The sequence below is a fragment of the Sinisalibacter lacisalsi genome (genome assembly GCF_014640115.1).
Lineage (GTDB): Bacteria > Pseudomonadota > Alphaproteobacteria > Rhodobacterales > Rhodobacteraceae > Sinisalibacter > Sinisalibacter lacisalsi.
In genome coordinates this window covers 203888-228982 of the sequence record NZ_BMGI01000006.1, presented here as the reverse complement: position 1 = coordinate 228982, position 25095 = coordinate 203888, and the positions used below count along the sequence as shown (strand labels likewise).

The following is a 25095-nucleotide window of genomic DNA, read 5'->3' as shown; positions in this document are numbered from 1 at the left end:
GCGCGATTCGGCGCAAGTGAAACGTTACGGGAATGCCCTTCGATCTTGAATATGGTAACACATAGGTGCGCTTGTATCCCGTCGCATACCCGCGCTAGATGCCCTCATGACCCGGCCGCCCGCTTCGCACCTCGCGCTGACCGCGTTTTTGCTCCTGCTCGGGGCCGGCGGCGGCTGGTCGCTGGCACAACTGGGCGCGCCCTTGCCCTACATGCTGGGCAGCCTGCTGACCTCGGCGCTGGCGGTGGCGTTCTTCCAGCACAGGTTCCCTAAAGATTACCTGTTCTCGCAACGGTTCCGGATGCTCTTCGTCGGCGTGATCGGGGTGATGATCGGGGCGCAGCTCACACCGGAGGTTGCCGCGCTCCTGCCGCTCATGCTGGTTTCGATCCCGGCCATGGCGCTCTTCGTGCTGGCGGCCCACGCGATGAATTACGCCATTTTCCGCCACCTCGGCGGCTACGATCGGTCCACCGCCTATTTCGCCGGCAGCCCGGGCGGGCTGATCGAATCGATCACCATGGGCGAGGCGGCGGGGGCCGACGTGCGGCTGCTCACCCTCATGCAGTTCCTTCGCATCATCGTGGTGGTGGCGCTGGTGCCCGTGGGCATGTCGATCTGGGAGGGCCACCCGGTGGGCTCGGCGTCGGGGCTGAGCCTGGGGCCGAACGCGGGCGGAGACTGGCTCGGTGTGGCGCAGGTGATGGCGCTGGCGGTTGTCGGGGTGGCGCTCGGCGTTTGGCTGCGCCTGCCCGCGGGCCAATTGCTCGGGCCCTTGGCGCTCGCCGGGGCGCTGGTGCTGACCGGGCTGGTCGAGATCAGCGCGCCGCCCTGGCTGCTGGCGATGGCGCAGGTGGTGCTCGGCACCGGGCTCGGCGTGCGCTTCACCGGCATGACCCGGGCGATCCTGGTCAAGGGTATGGGGCTCTCGCTCGTCTCGGTCGCGGGAATGATGGCGCTCGGCGTCGCGCTCTCGATGATCGTGGCGCGGCTCTCCGGCCTGCCGGTCGACATGCTGGTGGTGAGCTTCGCGCCCGGCGGCGTGGTCGAGATGGGGTTGATCGCGCTGTCGATCGCGGCCAACCCGGCTTTCGTGACGCTGCATCACCTCGTGCGCATCTTCCTGACGGTGGGCGAACTGGCGCTGGTGGGCCGATTGCGCCGGTTCTGAACCGATCAGCGGTTCGCGTCGATCCAGCGCGACATCAGCCCGGCATCGCGGAAACATTCGTCGGGGATCGCGCGGCGCTTGATCCGGGCGATCTTCTCGGCGAAGGCGACCTGCCGCGAGGTGGCGCCGGGGCCATGCACCCCGCCGGATGGCTTGTGCGAGTCGATCCAGCGCGAAAGCGCCTGACGGTCTTCAAGGCCGGCGCGGGGGATTGCCATGTCGAGCCGGCGGGCGATGGCCCGGGCGTAATCCAGCTGTTTCTGCGTGGGGGGCAGGGGTGTGGGTTCAAACATGACTGACCTCCTCATCCTTTGGAACAAAAATAGAACATTTGTGCCGCGAAATCAAGTCATGGGCCGCTCACATGTGGGTGAGGCGCGCCGGGCAATGGGCCTCAGGCCGCATTGCGCGTGCTTAGGGTGACATCCAGCGCGGATTCCCACGGCCGGGAAACTGCCCTAAAAGGCCGCATGGCCGATCTTTACGAAACCGATCTTTATGCCCCGGTGAAGGCGCATCTCGAAGCCGCCGGCTACACCGTCAAGGCCGAGGTGGGGCCGGCCGACGTGATGGGCGTGGCGGGCGACGAGGTGGTCCTGGTCGAACTCAAGGCGGGGTTCTCGCTCGTGCTGTTGCAGCAGGCGGTGGCGCGACAGGCGATCACCGACATGGTTTATGTTGCCGTGCCGCGCTGGCGGGGCCGGGCGGGCTGGCGCGCCTTCAAGGGCAATCTCGGCCTGTGCCGCCGGCTGGGGCTGGGTGTGCTCTCGGTGCGCCTCGCAGACGGTTTCGTCGAGGTTCACGCCGATCCGGCCCCGTTCCGCCCCCGCAAGTCGCCGGCGCGGCGGGCACGGCTGCTGGGCGAGTTCGCGCGGCGCGCGGGCGATCCCAACACCGGCGGCACCCGTGGCAAGGTGATGACGGCCTACCGCCAGGACGCCGAGCGCCTTGCCGCCCATCTCGCCGCGCAGGGCGCCTGCCGGGGTGCGGAAGTGGCAAGGGCTACCGGCGTGGCCCGGGCGACCGAGATGATGCGGACAAACCACTACGGCTGGTTCGAGCGGCAGGGGCGCGGGGTGTATGCGCTCACCGAAGTGGGGCTTGCAGAACTTGACTGTTTCGATCAGGATCAAGGCGCTCCTGCGCCCGGCGCGCTATCGGGGCGAAAAACACCGGAGACCCCGTAATGAAACGCCTCGTTCTCGCCGCCGCGCTCGCCCTTAGCACCAGCGCAGCGTCCGGCGAGGAGTTCGGCAGCCTCGAGGCGCTGGGCGAGGCCCTGTTCTTCGACGTGAACCTTTCGTGGAACCGCACCCAATCCTGTGCCACTTGCCATGATCCGGCTTTCGCCTTCACCGACCCGCGCGAGACCGACCTCGGGCGGATGGTTTCGCTTGGTGACGACGGCACCAGCCTTGGCGACCGAAACACCCCCACCGCGGCCTACGCGATGTTCTCGCCGCGTTTCGAGAAACTCGATCCCGGGGTTTATCGCGGCGGCCAGTTCCTCGACGGACGGGAGCCGGATCTGGAAGGGCAGGCGGGTGGTCCGCCGCTCAACCCGCTCGAAATGGGGATGCCCGACAAGGCCAGCGTGGTCGACCGGCTGGCCGAAAACCCCGATTACGTCGCGGCCTTCGCCGCCCATTTCGGCCGCGATGTCTGGGCCGATACCGAGGCCGCCTATCGTGCCATGACCGAGGCGATCGCCGCCTTCGAGCGCACCGACACCTTCGCGTCCTTCGACAGCAAGTATGACAGGTTTCTGCGCGGCGAGGCGGAACTGAGCCCGGAAGAAGAACTCGGGCGGGTCCTGTTCTTCTCGCAGCAGTTTACCAATTGCAACCTTTGCCACCAGTTGCGCCCGTCGCCGATGGCCGGAGACGAGACCTTTTCGAACTACGAGTATCACAACATCGGCGTGCCGTTAAACCAGCGGGTGCGCTCGATGACCGGTTTCGAGGGGATCGACCACGGCCTTCTCGCCAACCCCGAGGTCGATGAACCCGAGACTGACGGTCAGTTCAAGGTGCCCACCCTGCGCAACGTCGCGGTGACCGGGCCCTACATGCACAACGGGGTGTTCGAGGATCTGCGCACCGTCGTGCTGTTCTACAACATGTTCAACACCCGCGACCCGGCGCGACTGATCAACCCCGAGACGGGCGCCCCCTTTCGCGACCCCGAGGTGCCGGGCACGCTCTCGATGGAAGAGCTCACCCACGGCCCCGCGCTGGATGACCGGCGCGTGGACGCGCTGGTGGCCTTCATGAAGACGCTGACCGACGCACGTTACGAGCATCTCGTCGAGGACTGAGCGGGCGGCGCGGACGCCGGCGGGCCGTGCCTCGTGCCCCGGTCGAAAGTTTTCGGAAATTTTTTTCCCGCGGCCACCTGTTGACAGCCCCGATGCGTCCGCCTAGCTATGCGCCGTTAGCACTCGCCGATGGTGAGTGCCAAAGCCAGAATAACCGAGTTGAGGAGCCTCAGAAATGGCATTTACTCCCCTGCATGACCGCGTACTCGTTCGTCGCCTCGAAGGCGAAGAGAAAACCGCCGGTGGCCTGATCATCCCCGATACCGCCAAGGAAAAGCCCGCCGAGGGCATCGTTGTGGCCGTGGGCGAAGGCGCCCGTGACGACGACGGCGACCGCATCCCGATGGATGTGAAGGAAGGCGACAAGGTCCTTTTCGGCAAGTGGTCGGGCACCGAGGTGACCGTTGACGGCACCGAAATGCTGATCATGAAGGAATCCGACATCATGGGCATCATCGCCTGATTTCGGACCGGATTTCAAAACAATAGAACACAGGAGCTAGGAACATGGCAAAAGAAGTCAAGTTCGGCAACGATGCCCGCACCAAGATGCTGAAGGGCGTGAACGTTCTCGCCGACGCGGTGAAGGTGACTCTCGGCCCCAAGGGCCGCAACGTGGTGCTCGACAAGTCGTTCGGTTCGCCGCGCATCACCAAGGACGGCGTCACCGTGGCCAAGGAAATCGAGCTGGAAGACAAGTTCGAGAACATGGGCGCCCAGATGGTTAAGGAAGTCGCTTCCCGCACCAACGACGAGGCCGGCGACGGCACCACCACCGCCACCGTGCTCGCCCAGGCGATCGTGAAAGAGGGCATGAAGGCGGTCGCCGCCGGCATGAACCCGATGGATCTCAAGCGCGGCATCGACCTCGCCACCAGCAAGGTGGTGGACGCGATCAAGGCGGCCGCGCGTGACGTGACCGATTCCGACGAGGTTGCCCAGGTCGGCACCATTTCGGCGAACGGCGAAGCCAACATCGGCCGTTTCATCGCCGACGCGATGCAGAAAGTCGGCAACGAGGGCGTGATCACCGTCGAGGAAAACCGCGGCATGGAGACCGAGGTTGAGGTCGTCGAAGGCATGCAGTTCGACCGTGGCTACCTCTCGCCCTACTTTGTCACCAACCCCGACAAGATGCTCGCCGAGCTCGAGGATTGCTACATCCTGTTGCACGAGAAGAAGCTCTCGTCGCTGCAGCCGATGGTGCCGCTGCTCGAGCAGGTGATCCAGAGCCAGAAGCCGCTGCTGATCATCGCCGAGGACGTGGAAGGCGAAGCCCTCGCGACCCTCGTGGTCAACAAGCTGCGCGGTGGCCTGAAAATCGCCGCCGTCAAGGCGCCGGGCTTCGGTGACCGCCGCAAGGCCATGCTGCAGGACATCGCGATCCTGACCGGCGGCCAGGTGATCTCGGAAGATCTCGGCATGAAGCTCGAGAGCGTCACCATGGACATGCTCGGCACCGCCAAGTCGATCACCATCTCGAAGGAAGAGACCACGATCGTCGACGGCCATGGCGACAAGGCCGAGATCGACGCGCGCGTGGCCCAGATCCGCACCCAGATCGAGGAAACCAGCTCCGATTACGACAAGGAGAAACTGCAGGAGCGGGTTGCCAAGCTCGCCGGCGGTGTGGCCGTGATCCGCGTTGGCGGCATGACCGAGACCGAGGTGAAGGAGCGTAAGGACCGCGTCGATGACGCGCTGAACGCAACCCGCGCTGCGGTTCAGGAAGGCATCGTCGTCGGCGGTGGCGTTTCGCTGGTCCAGGCTGCCAAGAAGCTCGCCGGTTTTGAAGGCGACAACTCCGACCAGACCGCGGGGATCGCCATCGTGCGCCGCGCGCTCGAAGCGCCGCTGCGCCAGATCGCCGATAACGCCGGTGTCGACGGTGCCGTAGTCGCGGGCAAGATCCGCGAGTCGGACGATCTCACATTCGGCTTCAACGCCCAGACCGAAGAATATGGCGACATGTTCAAGTTCGGCGTGATAGATCCGGCCAAGGTGACCCGCACCGCGCTGGAAGACGCGGCCTCGATCGCCGGCCTGCTGATCACCACCGAAGCGATGGTGGCCGAGCTTCCCGCCAAGGACGGCGGCGCCGGTGCCGGCGGCGGCATGGGCGACATGGGCGGCATGGGCGGCATGATGTAAGTGCCTCCGGCGGGCGATGCTCGCCGGGCCTTCGCCCAGACGCAAGACCGGGAAGGGGCCGCCAATGGGCGGCCCCTTTTCCTGACACCGGCGAAAACATTTTTTGCACGCCTGTCTTACAAATGACATGGCGCACGCCTATGTTAACCCAAGTAACATTATATCGGGGGCAGACTCATGCTTCGTGCTATCATTCCCTTTCTTTTCATCGCGCTCGCCACGCCGACGTTGGCACAGGACGACGCCGATTGGCGCTTTGGCGGCGATGCCTATCTTGCCGGGCGCACGGTCACGCTCTCGGGCGAGGCGGTCGACGATCTCTTCGCCGCGGGCGACAAGGTCACCGCGCGCACCGAGATCGGTGGCTCGGCCCACATGGCCGGGCGCTACGTTACCCTGATGAGCCGCGTCGGCGAGAATTTCTACGGCGCCGGGATGGAAGTCGACGTCGAGGCGCCCGTCGCGGGGGACGTGACCATCATGGGCCAGCGGTTGACGATCACCGAGCCCGTTTCCGGCGATGTGCGCGCCACGGGGTCACGTATCCGGCTTGATGCGCCGGTCGCGGGCAACGCTTTGCTCGCGGGTGAAACCATCACCCTGAATGCCGCGATCATGGGCGACCTGGCCCTTGCCACGCCTGATGTGAGCTGGGGCGACGCGGCCTCGGTCGCCGGCGAGGTGCATATCTACACCGACGATCCCGACAACGTTGACGTGCCCGAGCGGGTGGCGTCCGCCGATCGCGTGACGTTCCACCCCGCGCGCGCCTTCGACGCGGTCGATGGCGACGTGCTTCAGGAACGCCCCGGCTTCTTCACCCGCCTGCGCGGCTGGCTTGGCGGTATCCTCGCGGTGGGCCTGATCGGCACCCTGTTCGGGGCGATCGCGCCGAAACAGCTCGCGGCCCTGCGCGAACGCGCGCTGGACCGTCCGCTGCGCACCGGGCTTCTCGGCTTCGCCGGGCTTTCGGCGCTGGTCGGGTCCGTCGTCTTCCTCGCGATGACCGGGATCGGCATCGTGGTGATCCCGGTCGCGCTGATCGCAGCGGTGTTGCTCGGCATCGGCGGCTACGTGGTCGGCACCTATTCCATCGGTGTCTGGGCCACCGCCGTCGCTGGCCGGCCGATGCCGAAATCGATCGGCGACCGGGCCCTCGCGGCCTTCTCGGGCGCCGCCATCGGCGCGCTGATCGGCCTTATCCCCTGGCTCGGCTGGCTTGCCGTGATGGCGATCTTCCTCGTCGGCGCCGGGGCGGTGGTGGTGCGGATCACGCGCCCCGCGTTCGGGGTTGAACCGGCTGCCTGAAAACAAACGGCGGGCGCGCGCCGAAAGCCGGCGCGCGCCCTTGCCGAGGCCCCCTGATGTGCTGATCTTTCCACCATGATTCGCCTGCTCACTGCCATCCTTGCACTTTCGGTCTCGCTCGCGGGGCCTGCCGCACCGGCCCGCGCCGGCGCGGGCGAATGCGTTGTGCTGCTGCACGGCCTCGCGCGCAGCGCCGCCTCGATGCGGGTGATGGAGGAGGCGCTGTTACAACTCGGCTACAAGGTGGTGAACGACGGCTATCCATCGACAGAGGCCCCGATCCAGGAGCTTGTCGAACTGGCCGTGCCCGACGCGGTGCAACAATGCGGCGGCATGACCACCCATTTCGTCACCCATTCCATGGGCGGCATCCTGGCGCGTGTCTGGCTGCGCGATTTCCGCCCGCCCAACATGGGCCGCGTGGTGATGCTGGCCCCGCCCAACCAGGGATCGCAACTGGTGGATGCTTTCCGCGACTACCAGCTTGGCGATTTCGAGCCGTTCGAATGGCTGAACGGCCCCGCCGGGCTGGAACTGGGCACCGGCGCGGGCTCGGTGCCGCGCACCGCCGGTCTTCCCGCCTTCGAGCTTGGGGTGATCGCGGGCAACCAGTCGATGAACCCGGTTTTCTCGGCGCTGATCGAGGGCGAGGACGACGGCAAGGTTTCGGTCGAGAGCACCAAGGTCGCCGGCATGGCCGACCATATCGTGCTGCCGGTCACCCACACCTTCACCATGGTCAGCCCGCTGGTGATCGCCCAGGTGGTAACGTTCCTCGAAACCGGGCGCTTCGACGAGGCTCTCGATTACGGCGACGTGCTCGACAGGATCCGCAAGGAAGCCGGCTACGAGTGATCCTCGGCGGGACCGGTGATCCGGTTGACGTGCCCCATCTTGCGCCCGGGTTTCACCTCGGCCTTGCCGTAGAGGTGCAGCGCGTTGGCCGGGTCGGCGGCAAGCTCCGGCACGCGGTCCATGTCGTCGCCGATGAGGTTTTCCATCACCACGTTCGAATGCCGGGTGCCGTCGCCCAGCGGCCAGCCCGCGATGGCGCGGATATGTTGCTCGAACTGGTCGATCACGCAGCCGTTCTGGGTCCAGTGCCCTGAATTATGCACCCGCGGCGCGATCTCGTTCACGAGGAGGCCGGACGCGGTGACGAACATTTCCACCCCCATCACGCCCACGTAATCCAACCCTTCGGCGATGGTTTGCGCTGCGAGCTTCGCGGCTTTCTGCCGGTTCTCGCCGAGCCGCGCGGGCACCGTCGTGGTGGCGAGGATGCCGTTTTTGTGGACGTTCTCGCCGGGGTCGTAGAACGCCACCGAGCCGTCGACCCCGCGCGCCACGATCACGCTCACCTCGCGCTCGAAATCAACGAAGCCTTCGAGGATCGCCGGGGCGTTGCCTACCGCTTCGAGCGCCGCGGCGGCATCTTCTTGCGATGACAGGCGTGCCTGTCCCTTGCCGTCGTACCCGAGCGTGCGGGTTTTCAGGATCGAGGGCACACCGACGGTTTCCAGCGCGACCATGAGATCAAGCGCGTTGGACACCGCGCAATGGGGCGCGATATTCAGCCCGCAGCTCTGGATGAAGCCCTTCTCGATGGCCCGATCCTGGCTGATGCGCAGCGCCTCGCGGTTGGGGCGGATCGGGGCAAGCTCTTCGAGGATGTCGAGGGCCTTGGTGGGAATGTTCTCGAACTCGTAGGTGATGACGTCGACGGCCTCGCCAAATGCCCGCAGGGCCGCCTCGTCGTCATATCCGGCAGTGGTAACGCGGTCGGCGACCTGCCCCGCCGGCGGGTTCTCGCCCGGTTCGAAGATATGGGTTTTCATCCCCAGCCGCGAGGCGGCGACCGAGAGCATGCGGCCAAGCTGGCCACCGCCGAGGATGCCGATGGTGGCGCCCACCGGCAGCGGGGCGGGGATCTCGGCGATCTCTTCGGGATCGGGCGTGTCGAAATCAATCATCTTGCGGCTCTTGCGGAATGGCGGCGGAAAGCGCTGCGCGCCAGGCGTCGAGGCGCTGGGCGAGGGCCGGATCGGAAACCGCGAGGATGCCCGCGGCCATCAGCCCGGCATTGGCCGCGCCCGCCGCGCCGATTGCCATGGTGGCGACGGGAAAGCCCTTGGGCATCTGCACGATGGAATAAAGGCTGTCGACGCCTGAGAGCGCCTTTGTCTGCACCGGCACGCCGATCACCGGCACCCGGGTTTTCGACGCCATCATGCCGGGAAGGTGGGCCGCGCCGCCCGCGCCGGCGATGATGACATGCAGGCCGCGGTCGACGGCCGTTTTGCCGTATTCCCACAGCCGGTCGGGGGTGCGGTGGGCCGAGACGATCCGCGCCTCATAAGCCACGCCGAGTTCATCGAGAACCTGCGCGGCCTCCTTCATCGTGGGCCAGTCCGACTGGCTGCCCATGATGATCCCCACTTTCACGTCTGCCATGGGCGCCTCGCTGTCCGGCTTGTGTTTGGAAGCGGCGTTCTACGCGCAAACACGTGATTACGCAATGATATCGGGGGTGAGTTGGTCTTCGATCCGGGCGATCTTGTCCTTCAGGACGAGCTTTTGCTTCTTGAGCCGCCGGATCGTGAGCTGGTCGGCGGTGCTGCGGTCCTGCAGGGCCACGATCGCCTCGTCGAGATCGCGGTGCTCGCGCTTGAGCACTTCAAGCTCGATCCGCAAGACATCCTCGGTCTTCATCTCTTCGGCATTGGACATCGGCACCGAGTCGTTTTTTTTGCTGTTGGAAGAACTTAGCCCGTGGCTGGGAATCCGCCAAGCCCTTTGCGGCTCTTGCACGGCCGCGCGGGCAGCCCCATATTTCTCTCACGGGTCGCCGGAATCGGGGCCTATCTGACAGGTCGCTTTTGTAAAGGACGTGGAGATGACGAAACTGACGCTGGGGACACACCCGTTTCTTCTCGGGTTTGACCAGCTCGAGCGGATGCTCGAACAGGCCGAGAAATCGGGCACGGAGGGGTATCCGCCCTTCAACATCGAACAGGTGAGCGAACGCGCTTACCAGATCACGCTGGCCGTGGCCGGATTCTCGCAAGATGATCTCTCGCTCACGGTTGAAGACCGTAAGCTGGTGGTGCGTGGCCGCAGCCCGAAAAAGGAAGAGGGCCGCGTGTTCCTGCACCGGGGCATCGCCGCGCGGCAGTTCATGAAGAGCTTCGTGCTGGCCGATGGTGTCGAGGTGACGGGGGCGGCGACCGAAAACGGGCTTTTGCATATCGATCTGGAACGTGCCGAGCCCGAGAAGATCGTTAAGACGATCCAGATCCGCCAAGGGTGAGCCCGATGGGGGCACCCGCTCAAGTGAGAAGGAGAGCGAGATGGATGTGAAATACAAGGCTCTGCCGGAGAGCGATGACAGGATCGTCTACGTGCGCGAGGTTGCGGTGGACGACCTTCCCGAAGATATTCGTCCGCAGGTTGGCGGGCTGAAGAAGCTTTACGCGGTGCATAGCGCCGATGGCGAGCGGCTGGCGCTGGTGCGCGACCGTGAACTGGCCTTCGTGCTCGCCCGCCAGAACGATTTTGCGCCGGTGACGGTGCACTGAACCGCAATGGCACTTGTGCCTGATCAAGGGGCGCCCGCACATTGGCGGGCGCTTTTTTGTTTTTCGTCACCGCGTCAGGCGCGCGGCGATTGCCGCAACTGGGCGACCTCCTGACGCAGGGCGCGAAGCTCGGCGAGGATCTCCCCCTGCGCATCGGCCGAGGCCGCCTCGGGGGCATTCTCGGCATCCTCGGCCGCGTGCTGGCGTTGCATGGCATCGACCACGATGCCGATGAACAGGTTCAGCACCGTGAACGAGGTGACGAGGATGAAGGGCACGAAATAGAGCCAGGCGAGGGGGAAAACCTCCATCACCGGCCGCACGATCCCCATCGACCAGCTTTCCAGCGTCATGATCTGGAACAGCGAGTAGAACGAGGCCCCGATCGAGCCGAAGAATTCCGGGAAAGCGGCGCCGAACAGTTTGGTCGCCATCACCGCGAAGACGTAGAACACCAGGAGCAGCAGCCCGACGATCGAACTGATGCCGGGGATCGAGGCCAGCAGCGCCATCACCACGCGGCGCATCGATGGCACCGCCGAAACCAGCCGCAGAACCCGCAGGATGCGCAGTGCGCGCAGAACCGAGAGCGGGCCGGTCGCCGGCATCAGCGCAATCGAGACCACGGCGAAATCGAACAGGTTCCACGGGTCGCGGTGGAAGCGGCTGCGGTAGACGATCAGCTTGGCGAAGATCTCGAGCGCGAAAACCCCCAGCACGATCTTGTCGAAAACCAGCAGCTGCGGGCCGATGACCGCCATCACGGCGGGGCTGGTTTCCAGCCCGAGCGTGATCGCGTTGACCATGATCAGCACGATGATCGCATTCTGGAACCGCGCCGATTCCAGCAGCGCCTGAACCCGGCCCAGGGGGCCCGGCTGCAGCGGCGGGATCTGCCTGAGTTCGGTTTGTTCGGTGTCCGGTTTCTGCATGCCCTTGTCCATTCTTCGCCGTTTCCTCCGCCCGGTGCCTGCGCGTGGCGCGCGTAGCTCATGTGGGATGCTTTCGAGCGGAAAACAGCGCCAGACCGGAGAATCCTTCGCCGATGGTCGCCTCGCGTAGCGCCGCGCCACCCCGCGTGGGGGCGGCAACGGGTCAGGCCTTGATCAGCCCCAGCGATTCCAGCTTCAGGATCACCTGGTGCGCGCAGTTGTCGACCTCGACACCCTCGGTGTCGACGCGCAGTTCGGGCGTTGCCGGTTCCTCGTAGGGGTCGGAGATGCCGGTGAATTCCTTGATCTTGCCTTCGCGTGCGAGCTTGTAGAGCCCCTTGCGGTCGCGCCTCTCGCATTCCTCCAGCGAGGTCGCCACGTGCACCTCGACGAAGGCGCCGTATTGCTCGATTTCTTCGCGCACGGCGCGGCGGGTGGCGGTATAGGGCGCGATCGGCGCACAGATCGCGATGCCGCCGTTCTTGGTGATCTCGCTTGCCACGTAGCCGATGCGGCGGATGTTGAGGTCGCGGTGCTCTTTCGAGAAGCCCAGTTCCGACGAGAGGTTCTTGCGCACCACGTCGCCGTCGAGCAGCGTCACCGGGCGGCCGCCCATCTCCATCAGCTTCACCATCAGCGCGTTGGCGATGGTCGATTTGCCCGAGCCGGAGAGGCCGGTGAAGAACACCGTAAAGCCTTGCTGCGCGCGTGGCGGCGAGGTGCGGCGCAACTCCTGCACCACCTCGGGGAAGGAGAACCACTCGGGGATCTCGATCCCCTCGCGGAGGCGGCGGCGCAGTTCGGTGCCGGAGATATCGAGCACGGTCGCGTCCTCGGGCACTTCCGAAACCGGGTAATACTGCGCCCGTTCCTGCACGTAGACCATGTGCTTGAAGTCGACCATCTCGACGCCGATCTCGTCCTGGTGCTGCTTGAACAGCTCCTGCGCGTCGTAGGGCCCGTAGAAATCTTCACCCGCCGAGTTCTTGCCGGGGCCGGCATGGTCGCGCCCGACGATGAAGTGGGTCACGCCGTGGTTGGCGCGGATCAGCCCGTGCCAGACCGCCTCGCGCGGGCCGGCCATGCGCATCGCGAGGTTCAACAGGCTCATCGTGGTGGTGGATTGCGGATACTGGTCGAGCACCGCTTCGTAGCAGCGCACGCGGGTGAAGTGATCCACGTCGCCGGGCTTGGTCAGCCCCACCACCGGGTGAATGAGCAGGTTGGCCTGGGCTTCCTTGGCGGCGCGGAAGGTGAGTTCCTGGTGCGCGCGGTGCAGCGGGTTGCGGGTCTGGAACGCCACGATCCGGCGCCAGCCGAGCTTGCGGAAATAGGCGCGCAGCTCGTTGGGCGTATCGCGCCGGCCGCGGAAATCGTAATGCACCGGCTGCTGGATGCCGGTGACCGGCCCGCCGAGATACACCTTGCCGGCGGTGTGATGCAGGTAGTTGACGGCCGGGTGCGCCACGTCATCGGCGCCGAACACCTTCTCGGCCTCGCGCGCCTTGTTCGGCACCCAGCTGTCGGTGATCGTCATCGTGGCGAGGATCACGCCTTCCTGGTCGCGCAGGGCGATGTCCTGCCCCTCTTCGAGCTTGGCGGCGAAATCTTCCGAAACGTCGAGGGTGATCGGGATCGGCCAGAGCGTGCCGTCGGCAAGGCGCATGTTCTCGACGACGCCGTCGTAGTCCGCCTCCGAGAGGAACCCCTTGAGCGGGTTGAAGCCGCCGTTCATCAGCAGTTCGAGATCGCAGATCTGGCGCGGGGTCAGATCCCAGCTTGCGAGATCGGCGGCCTCCTGCTTGAGCTTCTGCGCGCTGTCGTAGGACACATAGAGTTCGGAAATCGGGGCGAGGTTGGGCAACATCATTCTTTGGGCCTTGTTAACTACTGCTCGGTGGCTCGCCTCGCGGGCGACCTGATGGGGGCATCTATCCGGCGTTGCCGCCGGACTTCAAGTTTGCCGGGCGGCATTATCTCGCGATTGCGGCAAAAATGGCTCGAAACCACGAAAAAGCCGCCCCCGCGAGCGGGGACGGCCAGACCTTGCGGTGCCTGCGGCGATCAGGCCGTTTCGGGTTCGGCCATTGCGGCCTCGTCCTCGGTTTCGGCGATGAACTTCTCCGCATCCAGCGCCGCCATGCAGCCCATGCCAGCCGAGGTCACTGCCTGGCGGTAGACGTGGTCGGTGAGGTCGCCCGCCGCGAAAACGCCGGGGATGGAGGTGCGCGTCGTTCCCGGTTCGACTTTCACGTAACCGCCGTTGTGCAACTCCAGCACATCCTTCACCAGTTCCGACGCCGGGGCGTGGCCGATGGCGATGAACACGCCGTCGGCAGGCACCTCGGTGATCTCGCCGGTCTTGACGTGCTTGGCCCGAACGCCGGTGACGCCCATCGGCATGTCGGTGCCGACGATCTCGTCGATGGTGTGATCCCAGAGCACCTCGACCTTCGGGTGCTTGAACAGGCGGTTCTGCAGGATCTTCTCGGCGCGCAGCTCGTCGCGGCGGTGGATGAGCGTGACCTTCTTGCCGAAGTTGGTGAGGAACAGTGCCTCTTCCACGGCGGTGTTACCGCCGCCGACCACCACGATGTTCTTCTCGCGGTAGAAGAAGCCGTCACAGGTGGCACAGGCCGACACGCCGAAGCCCTTGAACTTGTCTTCGCTCGGAAGCCCCAGCCACTTGGCCCGCGCGCCGGTGGCGAGGATCACCGCGTCGGCGGTGTAGACGTTGCCCGAATCGCCCTTGGCGGTGAACGGACGCTTGGAAAGGTCGAGATCGGTGATGATGTCCTGGATCACCTTGGTGCCCATGGCTTCGGCGTGTTCCTGCATCTTCACCATCAACTCGGGCCCCTGCACCTCGGTGAAGCCGGGGTAGTTTTCCACCTCGGTGGTGGTGGTGAGCTGGCCGCCGGGTTCCATTCCCTGAACGAGGATCGGCGAGAGCATCGCGCGCGCGGCGTAGACCCCGGCGGTGTAGCCCGCCGGCCCCGAGCCGATGATGAGAACCTTGGTGTGATGTGTTTCGGACATGGTGTTATCCTTCGAATTTCATGGTTGATCCCGATATAGTCCGCTAAGCGCGGCCTCGTAACCCCTTGCGACATGCTGTCAGGGGGCCCAATTAGGTCGACGTGTGCGAGAAATGATCTTGCGCAATCGCGAAACTTTATTGCGGATCCCTGCGTGCGGGAGTAAGTTCCGCGCAAATTTGCCAGGGAATTCTCAATGTCCGCCCACAAGCTCGACGCGATCGACCGCATGATCCTTGCCGAACTGCAGGCTGACGGTCGCATGACCAACGTCGAACTGGCCAAGCGCGTCGGCATTTCCGCGCCGCCGTGCCTGCGCCGGGTGCGGACGCTGGAAGAGGCCGGCTACATTCGCGGCTATCATGCCAAGGTGGATTCCCGAAAACTCGGTTTCGAGGTGCAGGTGTTCGCCATGGTCGGGCTGGTAAGCCAGGCCGAGGCCGATCTCGTCGCCTTCGAAGACCGCTGCCGCGCATGGCCGCTGGTGCGCGAGTGCCACATGCTGAACGGGGAGGTGGATTTCCTGCTCAAATGCGTCTCGCCCGATCTCTCGACCTTCCAGAGCTTCCTCACCGAACAGCTCACGGCGGCGGAAAACGTGGCCAGCGTGAAAACCTCGCTGGTGATCCGCGACGCCAAGGACGAGCCGGGCGTGCCCTTCGACGTGCTCGAGTCTCGGGTCAACGCGGTCAGCTGAGGGGCGTTTGAAAGCCAAATGAAAGCCAAAAAGCCGCTCTCGAGAGCGGCTTTTCGTTTTCGCACGGTGAGGTGAGGGAAGTGCGTCAGGCGGCCAGGGCGCGGGCGCGGGCGGCGGCCTTCCAGCGTGTGCGGCGGCTGCCACGGGCCCAGGGAAGATCGAAGGCCTCGGTTCCGGCCGCTTCGACTGCCAATTTCATCCAGCGTTTTTTCATCTCTTTGCCCTTTTTACTGCGGCTTCACCAAGGCCGGGCCTCCCCGACGTTTCAAAGTGATTTGTCGCCTCGGAATGGGGCAAGTTTTTGTCGCATCGGGGGAATGTCGGGGGCGATTTCCGCGATGACGATCGCCCAGGTTGCGCGATGCCGTTTCTACCTGCGCGATGACCTGCCGGTCAAAGCCGGATCGCCGAGATCAGCCGGCCGTAATCGGGCTCCTTGCGGTGCACCGAGCGGCGGTAGGAAAAAAAGCGCCCCGCGTCGCCATAGGTGCAATCGCCGGTCCACTCGGCATGGCCCACGCCGGCGCGATGCAGTCGGTCGAGTCCGAAGGCGGGCAGGTCGAACAACGCGCGGTCGCCGTTGCCGGGCTTGAAGAAACGGGCGTGGTCGGGGTTTGCGATGATGAAGCGGGCGACGAATTCGGGGCCGACCTCGTAGTTGGGCTGGCTGATCGTCGGGCCGATCACGGCAACGATCCGGTCGCGCCGTGCGCCGAGGGCTTCCATCGCGTCGAGCGTGGCTTCGAGCACGCCGTCGAGCGCGCCCTTCCAGCCTGCATGCGCGGCACCGACGACGCCGCCCGCGCGGTCGGCGAAAAGCACCGGCTCGCAATCGGCGGTGAGCACTGCCAAAGCGACGCCGGGGGTGGCGGTCACCATCGCGTCGGCCTCGGGGCGGGGCTGGCCGAGCGGGCCGGTCACGGTGACCACGTCGGCGCTGTGGGTCTGGTGCACGGTGACGAGTTCTTCCGGACCCACCCCCATCGCCTTTGCCACCCGGGCCCGGTTGAGCGCCACCGCCTCGTTCTGGTCGCCCGAACCGCCACCGCAGTTGAGCCCGGCATAAACCCCCGACGACACGCCGCCGCGACGGGTGAAGAACCCGTGGGCGGCGCCCTCGAGGGCGGGGGAAGTGATGGCGTCCAGCGTCATGGCTCCAGTCCGGGCAGCATCGGTGCGCCCGGCGGCACGAGGGCGAGCACCTTGAACAGGGTTCCCATTTCGTCGGGGTGCGTCAACCGCCGATGCGCGGCGACATGCGCGTCAAGCGCCGTGCCGCTCAAGCGCCGGGCAAGCGCCTCGGCGCGTGGCGTGATTCCGAGCCGTTCGAGAAACACCCCCTGCGGCGTGAGCCGCGAAGCGGCAAGCGCCGGGGCGGCGCGCGCCAGCGCCTCGAAATCGACATGCGCCGTCAGGTCGGCCTCGCCCGGCGTGGCGAGCGGGTCCACCGGCGCGTGGGATTTCAGCGCCTGCAGCGTATCGCCAAGCGAGCGCCAGTCGCCGTAGTCGACGATCAGCGCGGCGCCGCCGTGGGTGCCGATGCGGCGGGCGATCTGATCCATGATCGCGGCGGCGGCGGGGCAGGTCTCCACCAGCCCGCCCTCGGCCACGTCGTCGCGGTGGGCAAGCTCGGCCGGCATGTCGGGCACGCCGAGGCCGAAGGCGAGCGTGTCGTCGTCGAGCCCGACCAGCCGCTCGCGCCAGGCGTCGCCCGCGCGGATGAACTGCCGGATCGGCAGCGCGTCGAAGAACTCGTTGGCGATCAGGAAAAGCGGCGCCTCGGGGAGCGTGCCCGCGCTGTCGTGGTGGGTGATGTCATGGCCCGCCAGCGCCGCGCGCTGCTTTTCGCGCAAGGCGGGCGAGGCTTCGACGAGGTGAATTTCGAGCGCGGCGTGAAAGCCCGGCACGGCCTTGGTGGCGCGCAGGATATCGGCCATCAGCGTGCCGCGCCCGGGGCCAAGCTCGGCCAGCGTGATGGCGTCAGGCGTGCCCTGGTCCATCCAGGCTTGCGCGAGAGCCAGCCCGACAAGCTCGCCGAACATCTGGCTGATTTCCGGCGCGGTGGTGAAATCGCCGGCCGTGCCCAGAGGGTCACGAGTGGTGTAATAGCCCCATTTCGGGTGCAACAGGCACTCGGCCATGAACGCGCCCACCGTGATCGGCCCGGCCTCGGCGATCCGGGCCCGGAGCGCCGCAGCGAGGCTCATGCTCGCGCGCGCCGGCTGGCCCAGATCAGCGTGAGCACGCCCGCGACGATCATCGGCAGGCTGAGCACCTGCCCCATCGTCATGCCAAGCAACACGTGGCCCATCGGGTTGTCGGCGGTGACGAACTGCGCATCGGACTCGCGGAAGAACTCCACGGTGAAACGGGCAAGGCCGTAGCCGAGGAAGAAGGTGCCGGCGATGCGCCCGGGCGTTTTCAGCCAGCCGCGCCCGTAAGCGAGGAAGGCGAGCACCGCCATCAGCACCAGCCCCTCCAGTGCCGCCTCGTAGAGCTGCGAGGGGTGGCGGGCGCAGAGGCCCTCGACGCCGGGGCAATCCTGCGCCCGCGCGCCGGGGAAGATCACGCCCCAGGGCGCATCCGTCGGCCGGCCCCATAGCTCGGCGTTGATGAAGTTCGCCACCCGCACCAGCCCCAGCCCCGGCGGGGTGGCGAGCGCGATCAGGTCGGCCACCGAGGCGGTGGGCAACCCGTTGCGGCGCGAGAACAGCCACGCTCCCAGCACCACGCCGAGAAAGCCGCCGTGGAACGACATGCCGCCTTGCCAGACCTTCAGGATCTCGAGCGGATTGGAGAGGTAATAGCCCGGCTGGTAGAACAGCACGAAGCCAAGCCGCCCGCCCGCTATGATGCCCACCACCATCCAGGTGACCATCTCTTCGAGTTGCGCCCGCGTCATCGGTGCGCCGCTTTGCCACAAGCTGGCGTTGGCGATGGCGCGCGACATGATCCACCACGCGATCAGGATGCCGACGATATAGCCCATGGCATACCAGCGCAGCGCGAAGCGGAAGCTCCCGAGGTCGATCGAAAAGATCTCCGGCGAGAGGTCGGGAAAGGGGATCGCGGCAAACATGGCGTCTTGTTGCGGCGGCGCGCGCGGGGTGTCAACCTTGTGGATCGCCACCGGCTGCGCCATATAGGGCGAAAGCGCATGGAGGCGGCAATGCAGACGCGTAACAAGGTTCTCGACGACATTTCCCAGCTGATGACCAACGCCATGGGCGTGGCGCAGGGCGCGCGCTCGGAGGCCGAGACGGCGATGAAAAGCTGGATGGATCGCTGGCTGGCTGATCGCCAGCTGGTGACCCGCGAGGAATTCGACGCGGTGCGCGCCATGGCCCAGAAAGCGCGCGAGGAAAACGAGGCGCTCAAGGCCCGGATCGAGGCGCTGGAGGCAGCGGCCAAGCCAAAGGGCAAGAAGTGAGGGCTTTCGCGCTCGCGGGACTTCTCGCCGTCGCCACCCCGGCTGCGGCTTGTGATCTGCCGGCCAATGCCGCGGGCCTGATGGCCGATGCGGGCGCAAACATGAACGCCCAGCGCAAGGCGGGGGGGCGCAGGGCGCTCGACCGCGACGCCCGGCTCGACAAGGCCGCTCAGGCCCACGCCTGCTGGATGGCCGAAACCAACAGCTTCTCGCACAAGGGCGCGCGCGGCAGCCTGCCCAAGCGGCGAATCACCGCCACCGGCTACCGGCCGATGCTCACTGCCGAGAACATCGCCTTCGGTCAGACCACAGGCGGGCAGGTGATCGCCGAGTGGATGGCGTCATCGGGCCACCGCAAGAACATCCTGCTCGGTTCCGTCGACGACTACGGCGTGGGTGTGGCGCTGATGCAGGAACGGCCCGTCTGGGTGATGGTCTACGCCGGGAAGTAATTCCCTTCGATTGCGGGAAATGTGAAAACGCCGCCCCTGTGGGAGCGGCGTTTTTGGTCTTGAATGCCCGAAATGGTCAATTCGCGTTACTTCAGGATCGGCGGCTTCGCCGGGTCGCTGCCCGGGGCGGGGTGGATCTCCTCGTAACCGTCATCGTCGCGCTCGCCCGCTTCGGGGTCGGGGAATTCGTAGCGCAGGCCCATGTGGTCGAGATGTTCGCAGATCGGGTCGTTCGCGGCGAAGAAGGCCACGTCGACGCTGGCGAGATCGGTGCCCGAGAAGATCAGCGCCTCGTGGGTGGCGCGCGCCAATGCCTGCTCGGCACCGGGCTGGGCGTCGATGAAGGCCAGAAGCCAGCCCTCGCGGTCGTCGGAATAGGTGCCCTTGACGAAGACCGCGTGGCTCGCCAGTCCGGCGGCGCTCACCAGCTTTTCCTCCAACCCCTCGATCAGCCCGTCGGGCAGCCCGAAGGGCGGGGCGATGGCGATCAGCGAGGCCTCGCCCTCGGTGGGCTCGTTCGCCAGCGTGTCGGCCAGCCAGTCCATCGCCGCGGCCGGCAGCATGATCGACGAAACCGCCACGTCGAGGTTGAGCGCGAGCCCCACGCCCTGGCCCGCGATCGCCTGCGCGACCACCCGGCCCGGCAAAGCGGCGTAGGGCAGGGGCTCGTTGCGGTAATCGGCGGCGAAGGCGCCAAGGCGATCCTCGGTGTCGAATGCCAGCGCGAAACGCTCGATATTGGCGGTTTCCTTGTTGTCGATCTCGAGCACCTCGGGATCGAGAACCTCGCCCTCGGGTTCCTTCGAGAGCAGCACGAACAGCGTGGTGTCGGCGAGCCGCTGGTAGAACTTCAGCCGCGCGGCGTCGTCATCGGGGTCTTCCATCATGTCGGCATGCGCATGATCGAGCGGGGTCAGGGCCATCGGTTTTCTCCTCCCAGTTCTTCGGCGACACGGGCCCGGAGCACCGGCAGAAGCTCGGCCTCGAACCACGGGTTTTGCTTGAGCCATCCCGTATTGCGCCAAGACGGATGTGGCAAGGGAAAGACATAGGGCGCATGGTCGCGCCAGCCGCGCACGGTATCGGTCATCCGCCCCCTGGCGCCAAGATGGTGGCGCTGGGCATGGGCGCCGATCAGCAGGGTAAGCCGGACGTTCGGCAGCGCCGCGTCGACGGCGTCGGCCCAGGTTTCGGCGCAGAGCCGGGGCGGCGGCAGGTCGGCGCCGCGGGCGTCGTAGCCGGGAAAGCAGAAGGCCATCGGCGTGATCGCGATGCGGGCGCGATCGTAGAAGGTTTCGCGGCTCACCCCCATCCAGTCGCGCAGCCGGTCGCCGGACGCATCGTTGAACGGCAGGCCGGTTTCGTGCACCCGCAGCCCCGGCGCCTGGCCGATCACCCGCACATGGGCGCTGGGCGCGAACCAGGCCACGGGGCGGGGCGCATGGCCGGTGGCCGTGGCGGCGAAGGCATCGGCGCAAAGGCGGCAGGTGGCGATCTGGTCGGCAAGCGCGGGCATCCACAACAGATAGGCCGGGGCTGGGCCGCGGGCAACGCCCCGGCTGGTCGCCGCCTGCTCCCGCGCAGCGTGCACTCTTGCCAGAACTACGCTCACTGCGGGAAAAAACATGCGCCGGGGGCCAGCGCCGATCCGCCAAAACCGTCGCTGGGACAGTTGCGGCTTGGCAGGAACGCGATCAGACCGTAAACATCCGGCGGGGGATATTGCCACAGTCTTGCCGAGATCGACCTGGTGACCGTTGTTTCGCGGGCGATCTGCGCGACATATTGGTGCCAGATTGAACCTTTAGACCCCTTCGTTAACGAAGCTCGACTATACGGGCACAAAAAGGCAGTATGCGGGGCCGAGGCACGCGAAGATGATCGAGTTCAAGAACGTCAGCAAATCATTTTGGACGGGTAAGCAGCGCAAGGTCATTCTCGACAATGCGTCTTTCCGGGTCGAACCTGGCAACAACCTCGGCATTCTCGCCCCTAACGGCACCGGCAAGAGCACCGTCATCAACATGATGGCTGGACTCGAAAAGCCGGACGAGGGCGCGATCGTCAAATCCTCGCGCGTGTCTTTTCCCCTCGGGTTCATGGGGGGCGTGGTCTCGCGGCTCTCGGCCAAGGAAAACGCCCGCTACGTCGCCAAGCTCTACGGGCTCGATCCGGATTATATCGAGGCCTACACCCGCTGGCTTTGCGGGTTGGAGGAATATTACGATTTTCCCGTCGGCACGTTTTCATCGGGAATGCGGGCGCGGTTCTCGTTCTCTCTGCTGCTCGCGCTCGAGTTCGATATCTACCTGATCGACGAGGGCATGCCGCAGACGACGGATGCCGAGTTCAATCGCAAGGCGGGCGATGTGCTCAAGGAGCGGCTGGAGAACGCAACCGTTGTGATCGTCAGCCACCAGGCGAAGACACTCGAAAAATTCGCGCACTCCGCCGCCGTTCTGCGCGACGGACAGCTTTACATGTTTGATACCTTGGAAGAGGCAAAGCAGCTTTATGACTACCAAACCCAAGGCTAAGAAGTTTCGTATCCGTCGCTCGTCGGTCATCGGCGGCGCGCAGCCGGTGGAAGAGGCGCGCCCCGAGCAGGCCGCGCAGGCGCCGCGTCAACTCAACCCGCTGGAACAATCGGTTGCCGACGGCACCGAGGACGGCTTTCCCGACGAGGGGTTCACCACCGCCAGCCGGGCCGCGCCCGCCCAGGGGCAGGGCGAGGGCAGCGCCGCTGCCGCGAACCAGGTTGGCCAGGGCGAAGACGAACTGGCCGCGATCCGCAAGGAAGGGCTCACCGGGCGGCAACTGCGCATGGCCCGCCGGCTGGCGCAGAAGCACGGCCTGCCCGCAACCTCGGATTACGACGCGGTGCGCCTTCTGCGCGGCGCCGGGATCGACCCGTTTCATCGCGCCAACATGCTCGAACTCGTGTCGGCCGACGGCAAGCCGCCCCGGGGGCCGGGCGGGGGCAACCTGCCGCAGACGGTGCCGGGCGGCGGCAACCTGCCGCAGACGATGCCGCCGAAAAACAACCAACTGCCCTCGACCAACGTGATGGATGCCGCCGACCGCGCGCGTTCGGTGATGGAAATCCAGCGCGACATCGCGCGCCGCCGCCGCCGCAAGCTGCTGCTTCTGTTCACCCGCCTGGCGTTCTTCGTCTTCCTGCCCACCTTGCTCGCAGGCTATTACTTCTACGCCATCGCCACGCCGATGTACGCGACGAAATCCGAATTCGTGATCCAGAAGGCCGAGTCGGGGCAATCGACGCTGGGCAGCCTGTTCGCCGGTTCCGGGCTGGCGACGAGCCAGGATTCGATCACCGTGCAGAGCTACCTCACCTCACGCGATGCGATGTTGCGGCTCGATGCGGAACTCGGCTTCAAGGATCATTTCTCCGATCCGAGCATCGACCCGATCCAGCGTCTCGATCCGAACCCGACCAACGAACAGGCCTACAAGCTCTTCAAGCGCAACGTGAAGATCGGCTTCGACCCGACCGAGGGGATCATCAAGATGGAAGTCGTTGCGGCGAGCCCCGAGCTTTCCGCCGCATTCTCCGAGGCGCTGATCCGCTACTCCGAGGAGCGGGTCGACAATCTCACTTCGCGCCTGCGTGAAGACCAGATGTCGGGGGCGATGGAAAGCTACCTCGCGGCCGAGACGAAGCGGGTTGAAGCGCAGAACGAGGTGCTCCGGCTGCAGCGGGAACTCGGCGTGTTCGATGCCACGTCCGACGCCAGCGCGGTGATGAGCCAGGTCACGGGGTTTGAAACCCAACTCGCCGAGAAGCAGCTTCAGCTTCAGCAATTGCTCGACAACGCGCGCCCGAACCAGGCCCGCGTCGACGGCGTGCGCGGCGATATCCGCAGGCTCGAGGCGCTGATCGCCGAACTGCGCGCCAAGCTGACGGAGGTGGGCGGCACCAGCGCCTTTGGCGAAAGCCTGGCCGAGATTTCCGGCCAGCTCGCCATCGCGCAATCCGATCTCGAAACCCGCACCGCGCTGTTGCAGCAGGCGTTGCAGCAGCTCGAATCGGCGCGTATCGAGGCCAACAAGCAGACGCGCTATCTCGAGATGGGCGTGCACCCGGTCGCGCCGGACCAGCCGACCTATCCGCGCGCCTTCGAGAACACGATCCTCGCCTTCCTCGTTTTCGCCGGGATCTACCTGATGCTCTCGCTTACCGCCTCGATCCTGCGCGAACAGGTCTCGGGATGACATCACCGCGCCGGCTGGACATCGGCGGTGTCACCATCGGCAACGACGCGCCGCTGGTGCTGATCGCCGGGCCCTGCCAGCTCGAAGGGCTCGATCATGCGCTCGCCATCGCCGAACCCCTGCAGGCGGCCTGCTCCGCCGAGGGGCTCGGTTTCATCTTCAAGGCATCGTTCGACAAGGCCAACCGAACTTCCGCCGGCGCGGTCCGTGGCCCCGGCCTCGAGGAAGGGCTTGCCATGCTCGCGGGCGTCAAGGCCCGGCTCGGTGTGCCGGTGCTGACCGACATCCACCTGCCCGAGCAGGCCGCGCCTGTCGCCGAGGTGGTGGATGTGTTGCAGGTTCCCGCCTTCCTCAGCCGCCAGACCGACCTGTTGCAGGCGGCCGGGCGCACCGGGCGGGCGGTGAACATCAAGAAGGGCCAGTTTCTCGCGCCATGGGATATGGCGCAGGCCGCCCAGAAGGTCGCGGCGACCGGAAACGAGGCAATCCTGCTCACCGAGCGCGGCACGAGCTTCGGGTACAACGCGCTGGTGGCCGACATGCGGGCGCTGCCGATCATGGCCGAAACCGGCTACCCGGTGATCATGGACGCCACCCACGCGGTTCAGATGCCGGGCGGGCAGGGCAGCGCCTCGGGCGGCGACCGGCGCATGGCCCCGGCGTTGGCCCGCGCCGCCGTTTCTCTCGGCATCGCGGGCGTGTTCCTCGAAACGCACCCCGACCCCGACAATGCCCCTTCGGACGGGCCGAACATGATCCGTCTCGAAGACATGCCGGCGCTGATCGGTGATCTCGCGGCCTTCGACCGGCTGGCCAAGGCGCGCCCGTTCCGGCTTGGGTGAGCGCCCTGGCCGCGGCGCGCCTACCCCAGCAGAACGTCGAGGTGGCGCACCACCGAACGGCCGAGCGCGTGCGGCTCGTAGCCGCCTTCGAGCATCGACACGATTCGCCCCTGCGCATGGCGCTCGGCGATCTTCACGAGCTCGCCGGTGAGCCAGCCGTAATCGTCATCGGTGAGCGCGAGCGATGACATGTCGTCGGCCACGTGGGCGTCGAACCCGGCGGAGATGAACAGCATCTCGGGGGCGAAACTGTCGAGGTGCGGCAGCCAGTGATCCGTGATCGCAGCGCGAAACTCTTTCGATCCGGCTCCGGCGGGCAGCGGCACGTCGACGAGGTTTTCGGTTTCCTTCTCGTGGCCGGTGAAGGGGTAGAAAGGATGCTGGAACGAGGAACAGAACAGCACCCGCTTGTCGGCTTTGAAGATATCCTCGGTGCCGTTGCCGTGGTGCACGTCGAAATCCACGATCGCCACCCGTTTCAGCCCATGCACCTCCATCGCATGGGCCGCCGCCACCGCGATGTTGTTGAACAGGCAAAACCCCATCGCCTGCCCGCGCACCGCGTGGTGGCCGGGCGGGCGGACGGCGCAGAACACCGGGTTCACCTCGCCCTGCATCACGAGGTCGACGGCGAGCACCCCGGCCCCCGCCGCGCGTTCGGCGGCGGCGAGCGTGCCCGGGCTCATCACCGTGTCGCCGTCGATCTCCACGGGGGCTGCGCCCTTCGCGGGCGCCATCGCGTAAACCCGGTCGAGATAATCCGCGTCGTGCACCCGTTCGAGATCGGCGCGGCTGACCTTCGGCGCATCGTAATGGCGCAGCACGTAATCCATGCCCGAGGCGATCAGCTGGTTGGTGATCGCCTCCAGCCGCACCGGCGCATCTGGGTGCAGATCGCCGGTCACGTGGTCGTGGCATTCGTAGTGTGAGATGAAGCCCAGCATTC

The 25095-nt window shown here is 66.1% G+C and carries 29 protein-coding genes; 15 read left to right on the top strand and 14 right to left on the bottom strand.

Features of this window, described 5'->3' with window-relative positions; translation table 11 throughout:
* The first annotated feature begins 106 nt into the window (after positions 1-106).
* On the top strand, positions 107-1171 hold the full coding sequence (locus IEW01_RS16925) for an AbrB family transcriptional regulator (protein WP_188530034.1): 1065 nt from the start codon (positions 107-109) through the stop codon (positions 1169-1171).
* Positions 1172-1176: 5 nt separating this feature from the next.
* On the opposite strand, the gene IEW01_RS16920 is transcribed toward IEW01_RS16925, so the two are convergent.
* Positions 1177-1464 (bottom strand): hypothetical protein, encoded by a 288-nt coding sequence (locus IEW01_RS16920; RefSeq protein WP_188530032.1) that lies wholly within the window; start codon positions 1462-1464, stop codon positions 1177-1179.
* A 177-nt stretch (positions 1465-1641) separates the two neighbouring features.
* Between IEW01_RS16920 and IEW01_RS16915 the strand changes: the two genes are divergently transcribed.
* The 6 genes from IEW01_RS16915 to IEW01_RS16890 all read left to right on the top strand — a co-directional run bounded on the left by IEW01_RS16915 (position 1642) and on the right by IEW01_RS16890 (position 7802).
* On the top strand, positions 1642-2358 hold the full coding sequence (locus IEW01_RS16915; RefSeq protein ID WP_188530030.1) for a DUF2161 domain-containing phosphodiesterase: 717 nt from the start codon (positions 1642-1644) through the stop codon (positions 2356-2358).
* Entirely contained in the window at positions 2358-3488 is a 1131-nt protein-coding gene (locus IEW01_RS16910; protein WP_188530028.1) for a cytochrome-c peroxidase, read from the top strand. The genes IEW01_RS16915 and IEW01_RS16910 overlap by 1 nt, the downstream gene beginning before the upstream one ends.
* A gap of 175 nt (positions 3489-3663) precedes the next feature.
* The gene (gene groES / locus IEW01_RS16905) at positions 3664-3951 is read left to right on the top strand and encodes a co-chaperone GroES (protein WP_188530026.1); all 288 of its coding nucleotides are present in this window, start codon (positions 3664-3666) and stop codon (positions 3949-3951) included.
* 44 nt (positions 3952-3995) lie between these two features.
* Positions 3996-5639, top strand: a complete 1644-nt coding sequence (gene groL / locus IEW01_RS16900; protein ID WP_188530024.1) for a chaperonin GroEL — start codon at positions 3996-3998, stop codon at positions 5637-5639.
* A gap of 177 nt (positions 5640-5816) precedes the next feature.
* On the top strand, positions 5817-6947 hold the full coding sequence (locus tag IEW01_RS16895) for a DUF8173 domain-containing protein (protein ID WP_188530022.1): 1131 nt from the start codon (positions 5817-5819) through the stop codon (positions 6945-6947).
* A 75-nt stretch (positions 6948-7022) separates the two neighbouring features.
* Complete coding sequence (locus tag IEW01_RS16890) at positions 7023-7802, top strand: esterase/lipase family protein (protein ID WP_188530019.1); 780 nt, start codon at positions 7023-7025, stop codon at positions 7800-7802.
* Here the strand turns inward: IEW01_RS16890 and IEW01_RS16885 are convergent.
* Genes IEW01_RS16885 through IEW01_RS16875 form a run of 3 tightly spaced genes read right to left on the bottom strand, consistent with a single transcriptional unit; the run spans position 7793 to position 9677 of the window.
* A complete protein-coding gene (locus IEW01_RS16885; RefSeq protein WP_188530017.1) occupies positions 7793-8920 on the bottom strand; it encodes a 5-(carboxyamino)imidazole ribonucleotide synthase in 1128 nt (375 codons plus the stop codon). The two genes, IEW01_RS16890 and IEW01_RS16885, sit on opposite strands and share 10 nt — an antisense overlap.
* Entirely contained in the window at positions 8913-9401 is a 489-nt protein-coding gene (gene purE, locus IEW01_RS16880; protein ID WP_188530015.1) for a 5-(carboxyamino)imidazole ribonucleotide mutase, read from the bottom strand. The genes IEW01_RS16885 and purE overlap by 8 nt, the downstream gene beginning before the upstream one ends.
* A 57-nt stretch (positions 9402-9458) precedes the next feature.
* Positions 9459-9677, bottom strand: coding sequence for a YdcH family protein (locus IEW01_RS16875; protein ID WP_188530013.1), 219 nt, complete (start codon positions 9675-9677; stop codon positions 9459-9461).
* 166 nt (positions 9678-9843) lie between these two features.
* On the opposite strand from IEW01_RS16875, the gene IEW01_RS16870 reads away from it, so the two are divergent.
* Together IEW01_RS16870 and IEW01_RS16865 are read left to right on the top strand one after the other, a co-directional pair.
* On the top strand, positions 9844-10257 hold the full coding sequence (locus IEW01_RS16870) for an Hsp20 family protein (protein ID WP_188530011.1): 414 nt from the start codon (positions 9844-9846) through the stop codon (positions 10255-10257).
* A gap of 40 nt (positions 10258-10297) precedes the next feature.
* Positions 10298-10525, top strand: a complete 228-nt coding sequence (locus IEW01_RS16865) for a DUF1150 family protein (RefSeq protein ID WP_188530009.1) — start codon at positions 10298-10300, stop codon at positions 10523-10525.
* A 74-nt stretch (positions 10526-10599) separates the two neighbouring features.
* On the opposite strand, the gene IEW01_RS16860 is transcribed toward IEW01_RS16865, so the two are convergent.
* From IEW01_RS16860 to trxB, 3 genes are all read right to left on the bottom strand, one after another.
* The gene (locus IEW01_RS16860) at positions 10600-11457 is read right to left on the bottom strand and encodes an ion transporter (protein ID WP_188530007.1); all 858 of its coding nucleotides are present in this window, start codon (positions 11455-11457) and stop codon (positions 10600-10602) included.
* 163 nt (positions 11458-11620) lie between these two features.
* Entirely contained in the window at positions 11621-13327 is a 1707-nt protein-coding gene (locus IEW01_RS16855; protein WP_188530005.1) for a bifunctional sulfate adenylyltransferase/adenylylsulfate kinase, read from the bottom strand.
* Positions 13328-13521: 194 nt separating this feature from the next.
* Positions 13522-14496 carry a thioredoxin-disulfide reductase gene (gene trxB, locus IEW01_RS16850; protein WP_188530003.1) on the bottom strand — a complete coding sequence of 325 codons (975 nt, stop codon included), beginning with the start codon at positions 14494-14496 and terminating at the stop codon, positions 13522-13524.
* A gap of 195 nt (positions 14497-14691) precedes the next feature.
* On the opposite strand from trxB, the gene IEW01_RS16845 reads away from it, so the two are divergent.
* Entirely contained in the window at positions 14692-15192 is a 501-nt protein-coding gene (locus IEW01_RS16845; protein WP_188530001.1) for an Lrp/AsnC family transcriptional regulator, read from the top strand.
* A gap of 85 nt (positions 15193-15277) precedes the next feature.
* Here IEW01_RS16845 and IEW01_RS17800 read toward each other — a convergent pair whose 3' ends face one another.
* The 4 genes from IEW01_RS17800 to lgt all read right to left on the bottom strand — a co-directional run bounded on the left by IEW01_RS17800 (position 15278) and on the right by lgt (position 18271).
* Entirely contained in the window at positions 15278-15406 is a 129-nt protein-coding gene (locus IEW01_RS17800) for a hypothetical protein (RefSeq protein ID WP_268236840.1), read from the bottom strand.
* A 179-nt stretch (positions 15407-15585) separates the two neighbouring features.
* Positions 15586-16344 carry a peptidoglycan editing factor PgeF gene (pgeF, locus tag IEW01_RS16840; protein WP_188529999.1) on the bottom strand — a complete coding sequence of 253 codons (759 nt, stop codon included), beginning with the start codon at positions 16342-16344 and terminating at the stop codon, positions 15586-15588.
* Positions 16341-17399 carry a class I SAM-dependent methyltransferase gene (locus IEW01_RS16835; RefSeq protein ID WP_188529997.1) on the bottom strand — a complete coding sequence of 353 codons (1059 nt, stop codon included), beginning with the start codon at positions 17397-17399 and terminating at the stop codon, positions 16341-16343. Before IEW01_RS16835 ends, pgeF begins: the two co-directional genes overlap by 4 nt.
* Positions 17396-18271, bottom strand: coding sequence for a prolipoprotein diacylglyceryl transferase (gene lgt / locus IEW01_RS16830; protein WP_188529995.1), 876 nt, complete (start codon positions 18269-18271; stop codon positions 17396-17398). Before lgt ends, IEW01_RS16835 begins: the two co-directional genes overlap by 4 nt.
* 90 nt (positions 18272-18361) lie before the next feature.
* Between lgt and IEW01_RS16825 the strand changes: the two genes are divergently transcribed.
* Together IEW01_RS16825 and IEW01_RS16820 are read left to right on the top strand one after the other, a co-directional pair.
* Positions 18362-18622, top strand: coding sequence for an accessory factor UbiK family protein (locus IEW01_RS16825; protein WP_188529993.1), 261 nt, complete (start codon positions 18362-18364; stop codon positions 18620-18622).
* On the top strand, positions 18619-19074 hold the full coding sequence (locus IEW01_RS16820) for a CAP domain-containing protein (protein WP_188529991.1): 456 nt from the start codon (positions 18619-18621) through the stop codon (positions 19072-19074). Before IEW01_RS16825 ends, IEW01_RS16820 begins: the two co-directional genes overlap by 4 nt.
* Positions 19075-19160: 86 nt before the next feature.
* On the opposite strand, the gene IEW01_RS16815 is transcribed toward IEW01_RS16820, so the two are convergent.
* Together IEW01_RS16815 and IEW01_RS16810 are read right to left on the bottom strand one after the other, a co-directional pair.
* Positions 19161-19997: an SseB family protein gene (locus tag IEW01_RS16815; protein ID WP_308418955.1), complete on the bottom strand. Its 837-nt coding sequence runs from the start codon at positions 19995-19997 to the stop codon at positions 19161-19163.
* Entirely contained in the window at positions 19988-20590 is a 603-nt protein-coding gene (locus IEW01_RS16810) for a uracil-DNA glycosylase family protein (RefSeq protein ID WP_188529989.1), read from the bottom strand. Before IEW01_RS16810 ends, IEW01_RS16815 begins: the two co-directional genes overlap by 10 nt.
* 361 nt (positions 20591-20951) lie before the next feature.
* Here IEW01_RS16810 and IEW01_RS16805 point away from each other — a divergent pair, with 361 nt between their 5' ends.
* Genes IEW01_RS16805 through kdsA form a run of 3 tightly spaced genes read left to right on the top strand, consistent with a single transcriptional unit; the run spans position 20952 to position 24149 of the window.
* A complete protein-coding gene (locus IEW01_RS16805) occupies positions 20952-21611 on the top strand; it encodes an ABC transporter ATP-binding protein (protein ID WP_188529987.1) in 660 nt (219 codons plus the stop codon).
* Positions 21589-23307: a KpsE/RkpR family capsule polysaccharide export protein gene (locus IEW01_RS16800; RefSeq protein WP_188529985.1), complete on the top strand. Its 1719-nt coding sequence runs from the start codon at positions 21589-21591 to the stop codon at positions 23305-23307. Before IEW01_RS16805 ends, IEW01_RS16800 begins: the two co-directional genes overlap by 23 nt.
* A complete protein-coding gene (kdsA, locus tag IEW01_RS16795) occupies positions 23304-24149 on the top strand; it encodes a 3-deoxy-8-phosphooctulonate synthase (protein WP_188529983.1) in 846 nt (281 codons plus the stop codon). Before IEW01_RS16800 ends, kdsA begins: the two co-directional genes overlap by 4 nt.
* 20 nt (positions 24150-24169) lie before the next feature.
* Here kdsA and IEW01_RS16790 read toward each other — a convergent pair whose 3' ends face one another.
* Positions 24170-25093, bottom strand: a complete 924-nt coding sequence (locus IEW01_RS16790; protein ID WP_188529981.1) for a histone deacetylase family protein — start codon at positions 25091-25093, stop codon at positions 24170-24172.
* Positions 25094-25095 lie beyond the last annotated feature (2 nt).